Annotated in this window: 10 protein-coding genes; 4 read left to right on the top strand and 6 right to left on the bottom strand. The window is 56.0% G+C overall.

Features of this window, described 5'->3' with window-relative positions; genetic code table 11:
- Positions 1-137 precede the first annotated feature (137 nt).
- From cas2 to cas4, 3 genes are read right to left on the bottom strand one after another with little or no spacing between them, the layout of a single operon-like run.
- Positions 138-401 (bottom strand): CRISPR-associated endonuclease Cas2, encoded by a 264-nt coding sequence (gene cas2 / locus BRA62_RS04385; RefSeq protein WP_292365101.1) that lies wholly within the window; start codon positions 399-401, stop codon positions 138-140.
- A gap of 1 nt (position 402) precedes the next feature.
- Entirely contained in the window at positions 403-1,500 is a 1,098-nt protein-coding gene (gene cas1b, locus BRA62_RS04380) for a type I-B CRISPR-associated endonuclease Cas1b (protein ID WP_292365100.1), read from the bottom strand.
- Between the two features lie 3 nt (positions 1,501-1,503).
- Positions 1,504-2,037: a CRISPR-associated protein Cas4 gene (gene cas4 / locus BRA62_RS04375; protein WP_292365098.1), complete on the bottom strand. Its 534-nt coding sequence runs from the start codon at positions 2,035-2,037 to the stop codon at positions 1,504-1,506.
- 65 nt (positions 2,038-2,102) lie between these two features.
- Here cas4 and cas8a1 point away from each other — a divergent pair, with 65 nt between their 5' ends.
- Genes cas8a1 through cas3 form a run of 4 tightly spaced genes read left to right on the top strand, consistent with a single transcriptional unit; the run spans position 2,103 to position 7,342 of the window.
- Positions 2,103-3,479: a type I-B CRISPR-associated protein Cas8b1/Cst1 gene (gene cas8a1, locus BRA62_RS04370; RefSeq protein ID WP_292365097.1), complete on the top strand. Its 1,377-nt coding sequence runs from the start codon at positions 2,103-2,105 to the stop codon at positions 3,477-3,479.
- On the top strand, positions 3,476-4,510 hold the full coding sequence (cas7i, locus tag BRA62_RS04365; protein ID WP_292365095.1) for a type I-B CRISPR-associated protein Cas7/Cst2/DevR: 1,035 nt from the start codon (positions 3,476-3,478) through the stop codon (positions 4,508-4,510). The genes cas8a1 and cas7i overlap by 4 nt, the downstream gene beginning before the upstream one ends.
- A 2-nt stretch (positions 4,511-4,512) precedes the next feature.
- The gene (cas5b, locus tag BRA62_RS04360; RefSeq protein ID WP_292365094.1) at positions 4,513-5,154 is read left to right on the top strand and encodes a type I-B CRISPR-associated protein Cas5b; all 642 of its coding nucleotides are present in this window, start codon (positions 4,513-4,515) and stop codon (positions 5,152-5,154) included.
- A complete protein-coding gene (gene cas3 / locus BRA62_RS04355; RefSeq protein ID WP_292365093.1) occupies positions 5,138-7,342 on the top strand; it encodes a CRISPR-associated helicase Cas3' in 2,205 nt (734 codons plus the stop codon). Before cas5b ends, cas3 begins: the two co-directional genes overlap by 17 nt.
- Here cas3 and cas6 read toward each other — a convergent pair.
- The 3 genes from cas6 to BRA62_RS04340 all read right to left on the bottom strand — a co-directional run.
- On the bottom strand, positions 7,332-8,114 hold the full coding sequence (gene cas6, locus BRA62_RS04350; RefSeq protein WP_292365091.1) for a CRISPR-associated endoribonuclease Cas6: 783 nt from the start codon (positions 8,112-8,114) through the stop codon (positions 7,332-7,334). The genes cas3 and cas6 overlap by 11 nt on opposite strands.
- 161 nt (positions 8,115-8,275) lie before the next feature.
- Positions 8,276-10,417: a SpoIIE family protein phosphatase gene (locus BRA62_RS04345; protein WP_292365090.1), complete on the bottom strand. Its 2,142-nt coding sequence runs from the start codon at positions 10,415-10,417 to the stop codon at positions 8,276-8,278.
- Between the two features lie 165 nt (positions 10,418-10,582).
- Positions 10,583-12,068: PAS domain S-box protein (locus BRA62_RS04340; RefSeq protein ID WP_292365089.1), on the bottom strand; the 1,486-nt coding region annotated here is incomplete at its 5' end.

The raw sequence follows: 12,068 nt of genomic DNA, 5'->3' as shown, positions 1-12,068 counted from the left end.
TTAGTCCAATTCAAACAGCGCCCATTTTTGCCTCTTTTGGGCAGTGGAATAACCTGAGAGCACCATACATACCTCTCTGTCGTGGACCCTTGATAACGTATCCGGTTTATAAGGATCCACGACGGGCCAAAAAGAGATCAGATAATCGTACAGGTATCTCCTTTCTCTCGACCGATCGTGCTCACGGTCATAGCATCTTCCGTCCGGAATGAGTAAAGACGCACCGAATCTTCAGCATCTTTGGTCAGCCTCTTTAACCCGTGCTGAATCTCCACCCATTGCTTTTCAGTAATGTTGCCCTCAAACACCGAATTCTGAACCCAGTTGAGATACCGGCGGAGGTAGTTACAGACCTTTGAAACCCGGTCCACGGAGACATCGTAAACGATTATGACAAACATCCTACCACCAGATCGTGAACGGCTCATACCGTGCCATGCCCATCAGGTGCTTGCAGAGTTTGAGACACTCTAGATAGGGAAGCCGTCCATACGAAACATTCCGCTTTAGGGTGCGGTGCCTGATGGTCGTATCCATCCGGGCATTAAACTCAGCCAAAAACAGCCTGCGTCCGTTATCATTGAGCAGGCATGAATTGAGATCGGTCTCGAAATCATCCGGCGAGATCATGCCCTTGTTTACGAGCTTGAAGATAGTCCGGTCGACCAAGAACGGCTTGAAAATCTCGGCAACATCAAGCGCCAGCGAGAACCGCCTCTCCGAAGGTTCGTGCAGGAACGAGATTGTCTGGTCAAGTTGCGTGTGGTAGATTGCGTTGATCATGACCCCGTACATCAGCGAGTTTCCGAAACTGACCATGGCGTTCACCGGGTTCCGCGGCGGCCTCCGGGTCCGTTCTCCGAAAGAAAAGTCTCCGCTGAGGATGCGATCGAACGTAGCATAATAGGTGTTCCGGATGCCCCCCTCCACCGCCATGAGTTCAGTGACCTTCCTGCACGAATCAATCTCCCCAAGAGCTTTCTGGATCGATGCAATCTCTCCGCTCAACCCCCGATCCTGATAGTACCCAAGGTTTTTGAGGATGTTCTGTGCCGCACCGGAGACAAACGCCCTCGCAATCGCCATTCGTTTCTCCGGGTTGCTGTAGTGCGCCGCCTGCCGCACATGCATCTCACCCGAGAGTAAAGCCTCCCGTGGGAGCAGGGTGCTCTCATAGTGGCCATGGTAGCCGAAGAAATGGATAGGAATGCTATACTTTGCGAGGAATGAGACCACCCCAGATGTAATCGAAATCCGTCCATAGGCAAATATCGCGCCGATCTGCTCCACCGGCAGGGCCCGCTTCGCGTACTCCGGCTTGTTCGAGATATCCGGTAAGTCGACCGATGACTCCTCACCGTCCATCTCCAGGATAAACTCAGGATCCTCGCCATCCACCGGCGTCTCCCGTGCCGGCTCGTCCTTCTGACCGACAAAATAGACAGTATTCTGCTTCCGGATAATCTTCCCGTTCTTGAGAATGTAGAAGTTTTGTTTCATTACTCACACCCAACAGAACTCAAAGTATGCACACTTTTTGCAGTACGTTTTCTTCACCGGCGGCGGGGGACGCGGCAGCCTGATGGTCTCCGCGATATTGCGGAGGATCCGCTCTAGATCTACCCGGATGTCATCGGTCAGCGTCAGGTGCTCCCGTTTCCGCATCTCCGGGTAATCCAGCATCCCATCCACATCCTGGATGCCCAGCACTGCCTGCAGGTAGTGGATGTAGTAGTAAACCTGATACCGATGGGCCTCATCGAGTTTCTTCGATTTCTTCACTTCGTGGATGGTGATCCGGTCGCCTTTTTTGACAAAGTCGATCCCGATCCGATCAATGATCACATTCTTCCGCTCCCGGGAATAGGAGGTCTCATGAATAAACCGCCCCATTCCAACAAGATCTGAGGAGAACTCCATGGTCACGTTGTTCGAAAAGAGCCATAGTTTCGTTGAACAAACTAAAGAGTAGCTTATCTGGGTTCCAGTGAAGAGGGGGGCGCCCAAGATCGGCATAGTGATGAACTCTATCGACACCTATAAATAACCTCGCGATCAGTTCTCACATACGAAACGCATTAAATAAATTTTTTTGTGATCCTATGTTACTACAGGTCGATCCGGAACCAAAACCCCAGCCGAGAAAGATTGTCGGAGATCCTTTCATCGATACCGGGATCCTTGCAATTGAATTGATGACGGAAAAGCCGTTCGACGCGTGTACACAGGAAGATCTCAGGTTAGCCGCCGACAACTTGATCGACATCTATCTGACACCTGCATGGAAGAAGGAACTTTACTCGATATTTCCAAATAGCACATATATCCAGTCCAGCAGGGGATACGACCACCAAGGACGCTCAAAAAAATTCCTATATGGTCTCATCGACGGCATCAGCAACACATCAAGTTCCACCACATTCTGCTGTTATTGCGGCGCTCCGGCCCACGAACTTATGTCGTTCTACAAAACCCATGTGCCCCTTATTGGGTCAGGCAGTTTCACCAACTTCTTCCCATCTTTTCAGAACGGCCTCAGCATCTGCGCACGGTGTGCACTGGCCATCCAGTTTGCCCCGTTACTCTGGTATAAGGCGGGAGGAAAACCTTGCTTGGTCAGTTCGAACAACCAGAATATCATCCGAGAGTTCGGAGCAGAGGTGTTTAAGAAGATCCGAGTACGCTTGGCGTCCGGTGAGTACGAATCAGGACGAAATTCAGGACTATTCGATGAGAAATTCAAGTCGCCTCAGAACGCCCTGTTCCACCTTGCATACAAGTTTGGCAAGGAATACTGCATGAAAGGAGTCTGCAGACCGAACGAGTCTGTCGTGCTCTACCGCATTGACAACTATAACCAGAACCCAACCGGGATACGGATCTATTCCTTGCCAAGCAGCGTCTTCCGGTTCGTGGCATTCATGATGAACAGTCCCGACTACCGGTCGGCGTGGTTTACACTCCTCAACCGGCACTACGCTAAGGCGAAAGGCGACGAGGAACTTCCGACTTGGAAGACGAAATACAACGCCATCCATGCATTCCTTTTAGATGGAAAGAGCATTCTGTGGGCCTTTAAGGACGACAAAGCAAGGATACCTACCATGCCTTGGGTGGTCATTGAGTGGTACATGCGGAGTGTGAGAGATATGAATCAGCAAAGGGTTGACCAGATCAAAGTTATGAGCGATAACATCGCTCTGTGTATCCGTGAGTCGAAAAAGTTCAATAGAGTTCTGGACATCGCTGCAGCGAGAGACTTGCCTTCGTTCCGGAACCAGCTGCAACTGCTTATAAAGGATTGGCAGAAACTCGGGAAAGAAAAACCGCTGACCACATTCGACGATTACACGGCGGTTCTGTTACCCGGGGACTACCGGGGTTGGACAGAGGTACGTGACCTGATGGTCATACGGTTGTATGAACAGTTACATGATGTGCTTGCAAAAGAAGTTGAACCTGAGGAGGTTACAGAATGAAGACGATTATTGGAGCATACCTGATAGATGCCCCGTTTTCTGCCCTGAACAACAGGGGCATCGATCCGAGAGCAGCGAACGAAAACGAGGTTGCAACAAAGACGATCAACTCGCCGGAGGGCGTTCGCCCCTACGTCTCGGCTCAGGCATTACGCTACTGGTGGAGGCAGGTTCTTAAGAACAAATTCAACTGGAACTGCTCGCCTGTTGAGAAGGTCGGGAGCAACCAAGCGATAACCGAGGCCGACCCAATCATCTACGACGATGATGATATCTTCGGCTACATGAGCGCCCGGAAAGTCGAAGTCGAGGGGAAAAAGAAACCTGAGAACGTAACAGTAACAAGGGTATCCCCCCTGAAGTGCTCACCGCTGATAGGGCTCCCAATCCGGGTCACGTCGGATTTTGGTGTGATGAATCGTGACTTCGAGGGGGATCCAGTCCTCTATAACCACCAGTTCTATAGCAACATTCTGAAAGGGATCTTCGCCCTCGATCTCGATACTGCCGGCACATTCACATGCATTAATAAACCAGGGTCAAAGAATCTCTCTGAAGACCTGGTGAAACGGTGTGAAGCCCAGGGAATGGCAGTCGAGAACAGCACAAAACACTACGCCGTAGCAGCAGACCTGAAGAAGAAGAGAGTGTCGGAAACCCTTGCTGCGCTCAAGTATCTTAATGGCGGGGCCATGCACACTCTGCACCTCACCGAGGTCACTCCGAAGGTCATCATCCTTGCGGCATTGAACAGCGGGAACAACATCTTCATGGGTGTCTTCCCCCACCAAGACTACGAACAGGGCCTCATTAATCTAGATGCGTTAAACGCCGTCCTCGAAGACTACCAGGATGACTTGCTCTCTGGAGTCTATATCGGGATACTACCCGGTTTTGGAAGCGAAAACGAGAAGGAACTGATGCAATTCAAGGCTCCTGCGAGGGTAACGCTCACGGTGACGACACCGGTGAAGGCCATCGACGGGTTTATACAGGAAATTTCAGGCAACGACGCTCTCTTCGGGGCATAAGAATGGAAGTTCTCCGTGCTACAATACGCGCGATGACCGCATCCTTTCGTTACCCGATGTTCATGGTTGGATATCAACCGACATATCGGGTCCCCCCGATCTCAACGGTCTATGGGCTCCTGTCGGCTGCAAAGGGGGAGAAAGTGCACCTGCACGACCTTCGAATCGGGTATGACTTCGTTGCGGAGGGGGCGGGTCTCGATCTCGAACGAATTCGTATCTACGGGAATGAAACGAAGGTCATACCCACCTTGTTCCGCGGCACAGATATCGTCAACCGGGAGTTCCTCTACAACTGCACGCTGACCCTCTATCTTACCGACATGGCATTTGAGGATTACCTCACACGACCCCGCTACAACCTCCTTCTAGGGCGGCAGTCCGACCTTGCTTGGGTGGAGGCGGTGGACACAGTCACGCTCATCGAACAAGAAAATGTCGAGATTCGGAACACGATTGTTCCGTTCACCGGCGATATCCCCGGGCAGGTAGTCTCCCTGCCGTCTGACTTCACCGATGAGGCCGAACGAAGACCGCTGAAGGTGATGCCCTATTGCATCGTGGATTCGCCGCAGACGATTTCGTTTGGATACTTGGATCCAGAGAGGAACCTAGGCGTCCATCTCCATGAATTCTCCAATTAAAGCAAAACGTGACGGGGAGACGCTTGAGGCGCACACCCATGCCTGCCTCAGTGTCTTCTCATCGCTACGGGAGTGCTACCCAGACATCGACCAAAGAACCAGGTATCCAGACTTTTATGAGGCTGTTTTCAGTGCCCTCTTTTTCCATGACTTCGGAAAGGCCGCTTCCGGATTTCAGGACCGGCTGAATGGCCGGAAACAGTGGCACTACCGGCACGAGATTCTCTCGGTTCCGTTTGTGGGTGCGCTGCCAGCCACGGATACTGAGATCATCAATATCATCAAGTTACTCGTCCTCACGCACCACAAAGACCTCAATGAACTCATCAGATACACCACAGATTCCGACGACGAGCCTGTCAACGGGCCGACGTTCCAGGAGCACCTTGCCGAGGTCATACCGAACCTGCAAGAACTCTCCAAGTTTCAGAACGAATATCCCCGTCTTGCAGCCCGATGCATCACGAACCACATGGCCCTTGCCCCGATTGATCTCACCGGGTATACCAAAGAGTCATGGGAACAGATCCTCCGTTTGACCCTTAGATGTATCCAAGACAAAAAGTGCAAACAAAGGTTGAAATATGTGGGAATCTTTGGAAAGGGGTTCATCAACACCTGTGACTATCTAGCATCGGGGGGAGTCCTGAAGGTTCTCAAACCCTTGCCGTCGCTCGATACGGTGTTTGCGTTTCCAACCTACACCAGCATCCAGGAGAGATGCCGGGAGACAAAAGGGGACGCTATCGTCATCTCCCCAACGGGGTCAGGAAAGACAGAAGCGGCACTCTTCTGGGCGACGAATAACCTCAACCGGGCCGGAGGGAACAGGATATTCTACTCGCTCCCGTATACGGCCAGCATCAACGCCATGCACCAGCGGCTTGCTAAGCGCCTCGCACCTTGGTACAGCGACGAAGGGTGCGTCTCGCTCCTCCATGGCAAAGCATCTTACTACCTCTCAAAGGTGTACGACGACCCTAGCGAATCCAGACGGCTACGCGATGTGGCAAAGAAGATCTATAGCCCCTACAAGATAATGACGCCGTTCCAGTCGCTGAAACACCTCTTCTCCATCAAGGGTTACGAGATGGGTCTTCTGGAGATGTACCAGGGAGCATTCATTCTCGACGAAATTCACGCATATGACGCGAGGACTGTCGGCCTCATCCTGTCGATGTGCGAATTCGCGAAGAACGAACTTGATGCGAAGATCCTCCTTATGTCGGCGACGTTGCCGGAGTTTATTAAGAAGCTCTTTTCGGAGACCCTCGATATCCCAAATATTCTGACGATGGATAAAAACGAACTTTCTGGGTATACCCGACATGCATGTACGCTTCTCGACGGGGATATCTGCGACCATATCGGCGAAATCAAGGACCGGCTTCGGGGTAACGAGAGGGTTCTTATCGTATGCAACACGGTGAAGCAGGCCCAGAGGGTTTACGACAGCCTCAAAGGGATTAAGCCCCGGTCAGGGCTGCTGCACTCGAGGTTCACCTTGGGCGACAGGGAACGGATAGAAGAGGAGGTGAATTCACTTGACCTGCTTGTCGGAACACAGGCGATAGAGGTGTCTCTTGATATCGATTATGATGTCTGCTACAGTGAGCCGGCCCCCATCGATGCACTGATTCAGCGGTTCGGGCGGGTCAACAGAAAGCGGAAGAACGGGATCTGCAGGGTGTACGTCTTTACCAAGGGATCGGAGCAGGATACGTACATCTATGATGACTATCTTGTCTCACGTACGCTTGACGAACTCGCAGATCTGGACTTGCTACACGAGTGGGTGATGCAGGAGGCGACAGATAGGATCTACCAGAACGGCTTTGGGGAGGATAAGAAGCAGTTCCATGACGTCCAAAGAACGTTCACACGGGTCATCGATGAAATCGCCCCTTTTTCAAACGCAGACCGGAGCGAGTCCGATTTCTACAGGCTTTTTAACTCGATAGAGGCGGTTCCGGAAAAGTTCCGGACCGAGTATCTCGACATTATCCAGGCAGGGGACATCTACGGGGCGATGCAGTACACGCTCCCACTCAGCCGGGGACAGTACCACAGGCTGAAGGATGAGGGCCGAATCTCTGCGAGTGAGGGAATGCTCTTTGTGAACGCCGAATATAACCGGAACCTTGGGTTGCTGATAGAGCACCGTGATCCGAAAGCCTTTACGGAGTAGCAGAACGAGCGGTCTTCTGTGGGTTTACGACATTCACAAACCCAAATCCGAAACTGTTCCGTTCCCCAAAGCCCGCGTCCAACCCGAATCTGATAACCTGTTTCTGGACGGGACTCATATAACTCCAGGAGAACTCCCACATACTTGCGGCAACGCCGTAACTCTTTCCTTCGACAATTAGCCGGGTATGCACCGGTTTCCGGAAGAAAAATTGCTCGAAGAGGTTTGCTGTGGCTATCTCCGTGCCGTAATACTCGTTGTATTTCTTGACCAGATTCTCGGCGAGTTGCTTGACAAAAGCGTCAAAGGAAATCGCTGGCCGCCAGTAAACATACCTGGATCTGCGTTCAGCGGCCGGCACGTTATAAAGATCATAATTATACTCGGGGATCCGGATGATAATCGGTGTTGCGGAGGCTATTCTTACCGGAGCGGCAGGGAGAGCATGGTCAAGGCTATCGAAGCGGTAGAAAGAAAACGAGCAATCACCGATGTGGATCGGGCTATCTTTACAGGTCGCCAAGTGTCCGGCAACTTTCTCGATCACGTTCCGGTTCGGCGAGGCGAGGATAAAGTTCCTAATGTCGCCCGCCTCCATATCACCGAAGGGGAAGATATTTGAGAAACTGAAATACTTGTAGCCATCTTTGTCATGAATGCTCGCGTAGTCGCTCTCCTGGAGCAGGCGATAGACGAACCCTTGCAGTTTGTTGTAGTCGAGGGAGATATCTTTCTGGTCGGCTTCCGCCCTGAGTTTCAGAAGCAGTCTCACAATCTCACCTTACTTCAAGTCTATATCGTACAGGGAGATATGCCCATCTATTGTGGTTTCGACTCTATGGTAGGTTCGATGCCCCTCACGCACCCCCTCTCCCTTCTTCTCCCGCCCCGGCATCCGCCTCCAGGAGCAGGACGGGGAACGCCAGGCCCCCGTCACCCGACCTTCAGCACCACCAGGGTGATATCGTCGAACTGCGGCTGGTTCCCGGCATGGGCGGTGACATCCTCAACGATTGCGTCGATGATCTCCCGTGCCCCGCGGTCCAGCAGCCCTGAGATGAGCGCTGCAAGCCGCTCCATGCCGTACTCCTCGTCACGCTCGTTCGTGGCCTCGGTCACCCCGTCGGTGTAGAAGACCACCGTATCGCCCGGGTGCAACTGGAGTTCAACGAGTTCCAGTTCGATCTCGTCGAAGATCCCGAGTGCGATGCCTTTGCCCTTGAGAAGGGTCGCCTCGCTCGATCCCTCCCTGAAGAGGAGCGGGGGGTTGTGCCCCGCGTTCACGTAGGAGAACGTTCTCTTCCGGGTATCCAGGATGCCGTAGAAGAGCGTGACGAACATGCTGGTCTTTGAATCCATGCAGATGTAGCGGTTCGCCTCGAGGATCGACCCCGCGGGATCCAGGCTCTGCGAAGCGCTCGCCCGGACGAGGGTGCGGGAAAGCGCCATGAACAGGGCGGCCGGAACGCCTTTTCCCGATACGTCGGCGATCTCGACGCCCCAGCAGCCTTCCCCGACGGGGATGTAGTCGTAGAAGTCGCCGCCCACCTCCTGTGCGGAGAGGTTGAAGCCCGCGAGGTCGAACCCGGGAAGCACCGGCGCGGACTCGGGCAGAATGCTCTGCTGGATCTCCTTTGCTATCTCGAGCTCCTTTGCTATCCGCTCCTTCTCCGCAGTCGTCCGCCGGAGATCCTCGATATGCCCCCGGAGCTCGGTTGCCATCCGGTTGAAGGAACGGGCAAGGTCCTCGAACTCGTCCCCGGTCTCCACGTTCACCCGGCATGTGAGATCGCCTCTCCCTATGGCCTCGGAACCCTTCTGCAACTCCTCAATAGGCCGGGTGATGTGCCGGGTGACGGCGAGGGTCAGGAGGGCGACGACAACGAGCAGGGCGAGAAACGCCCCGGTAAAGACCGTCTTCATCCGATCCTGCTGGCTGCTGATGTGCATCGCGGTATCCTCCGATGCCGAGAGGATACTCTCCCGGGTCGTCCGGATCGGCGCGAGCACCTCGTCGACCGGCATCACCACCCCGACGCTCCAGTTCACGCTCCGGACGGGAGCATACGCGACGAACCGTTCGCCGTCGTCGAACCCGACCCGGGCGACCCCCGTCTCCCCCGCGACCATCTTCCCGGCAACCGCGACCAGGTCGGGGTTCTCGCTCGCGAGGAGGTTCTCGGTGACGAACGACTCGTCCCACCGCATATCCCCCGAGGTTAGGCCGGGCCGGCTGACGACGTTCCCGTGCCGGTCGATCAGCATGGCATAGCCCCGGTCGCCAACCTGGGTGCCGATGATCTGCTGGTTGATCGTCTCGATCGTGACGTCCGCACCGACCACCCAGAGCCAGCCCCTCCCGGCATCGTAGACCGGCCGCGAGCAGGTCACCATCAGGCCGTGCCCGAGAAGGTCGACGTACGGCTCGGACCAGACCGTTCCTCCCGTCCCGGCCGCCTGCGAAAACCAGCTCCTGAGCCGGGGATCGAAACCGGTATCGAGGCCGGTCGTCCAGGGGTAGATCATCGCCATCCCGGAGCCGGTCCCTACGTAGACGTTCGCCAGGTGCCGGTTCGTCGCGGAGATGGGGATAAAGAGGTCTTCCATCATTCCCGCGGCGTTCCGCTCCTCCTCGAGGAGGTCGCCCTCGACTCCGGCCGCGAGGAAGAGAACGGAGGCTGCACGCCGATCCTCAGGCTCTTCGTCCTGAGGGTAGAAATGCCGCGGCCGGGCCATGGAGGGGGTCTCCATGATGGTTGCGGCGTAGCGTGCCATGACCTCGAGGTCCCCGCTCACCTCTTCGAAGGCAGTGTTGCTGATGTAGGCCTGATCCTGCGCAAGCCGCAGAAGCGACTCCTCGGCGTTGCGCTCAAGTGCAGCGGTACTGTCGTTCATCGCGCGATTCCCGAGATCGGTGCTCCGTTCAAGCGCATACCGGCCGACGTCGTCCACCTGCACGAGGGCAAGAGTTCCGGCGAGGAGAAGGGCTGCCGTGGAGAGAGCCAGGAATACAAGGAGGATCTTGGTCCGGACCGAGATCCCGATCCGGCGGTGCTCCCGCTCCCCCTGGCTCATCAGTATCATTGTTCGCAGGGAGAGGATGATATGCGTTCTGTATTGAGTGCTCGCCTCGCTAACAACCTGAAACGCTGTCGGGCGGCAGCTGTCCGAATAAAACAGACAGGCATCCCGGGAGGAAACGAACCGCTCCCCTCACGCACCCGCTCTTTCTCCTCTCCGCTACCGCCCCGGCACGGCACCCTTCGCACCGTCGCCGTCCGCTTGCCGGAGCGTGAACACAAACGCCGCCCCCTCCTCGGAACGGCCCGATACCCGGTCTTCGACCCAGATCCGGCCGCCGTAGCGGTCGATGAGGATCTGCACGAGATACAGCCCGAGCCCCTCGCCCACGCCCCGCTGCTTCTTCTCGTAGCGATGGAATATCTCCTCTTTCTGATCGTCCGGGACGCCCCGGCCGGTATCCGCGACCGTCACCCGGACGAAACCGTCCTCTTCTTCCGTCCTGACGGCTACGGCGACGCCGGATCCGCCGTGCTTTACGGCGTTGCTGATCAGGTTCGTGAAGACCTCGGGAAGGAGGTCGTCGGCAAGGACCTGCCGGGGAACACCCTCGTAGGAGATGGAGATGTTCGGGAAGTGGCCGGTCTCCGCCCTGATGACCGCGTCGAGATCCGTCGGCCGGAGGAGAGGCGGCCCGGCGTGAATCCGCCGGATCTTCGAGACGGTCCCGAGGATCTCGATGCTCTTTGCTATGCTCCGCTTCAGGCTCGCCGTGTAACAGGCCGCCTCCCCCTTCACGGAGTCGATGAGCAGTTCGGCATAGAGATTCGAGACGTTCTCGGTGTTCCCGATGTCGTGGGTCAGGATATCCAGGTAGAGGTTCGCCTCCCGGTGGGCGGACTCGAGGTCCCGGTGGATCCGGGCGAGCTCGGCCGCGTGGCGCTTGATTTCTTCCTCAGCCCGCCTCCGCTCGGTGACGTCGCGGACGATCCCGCCCCGGTAGAGCGGTCGGCCGCTCGAATCGCGGATCACGGTGAAATGGTCTTCGAGCCAGCGATACCGGCCGTCTTTCGCCCGGAACCGGTACATGAGGAGCCCCCTGCCCGAGGCGGCGGCAGAGGTCAGCTCCGCTTCAACCGGCGGACGGTCGTCGGGATGGACGCGGCCCATGACCTCCTCAAGGCTCATCGCAGCCATCTCCTCCGGGGTGAAGCCGAGGATCTCCTCGACGACCGGGCTCATGTAGTCGTAGCGGTCGGCCTGCAGGCTGCGCCGGTAGGCCGCGTCGAGCGAGTTTTCGAGAACCGCCCGGAAACGCTCCTCACTCTCCCGGAGAGCCTCCTCCGCCCGTTTACGCTCCGAGTCGTCGTAGACGTAACCCTGGGTCTCGATCAGTTCGCCGTCAGGACCAAAGCGCCCGACCATGTTCTCCACGACATGGATACGGGTGCCGTCCCGGCGCTTGCGGGTCCGGCCCTCGTTCTCGATCTTCCCCTCCCTCTGGAGGCGTGCGAGGAGCCGGTCCCGGTCCCCGGGGTCTTCGTAGAGGTCCCGGATATCAGTTTCCAGTGCGTCTTCTATGGAGGCAAACTCGAACATTCTGACGAACGCCGGGTTGCAGGCGAGTATCCGGCCATCCGCGCCGGTGAGGAAGTCCCCGGTGAGGTCGTCCTCGAAGAGCCGCCGGTAGCGCTCCTCGCTCTCC

Source organism: Methanoculleus sp. UBA208 (assembly GCF_002498065.1).
Classification (GTDB): Archaea; Halobacteriota; Methanomicrobia; order Methanomicrobiales; family Methanoculleaceae; genus Methanoculleus.
Note: the sequence above shows the minus strand (reverse complement) of the source record. Positions and strands in the feature narration are given on the sequence as shown.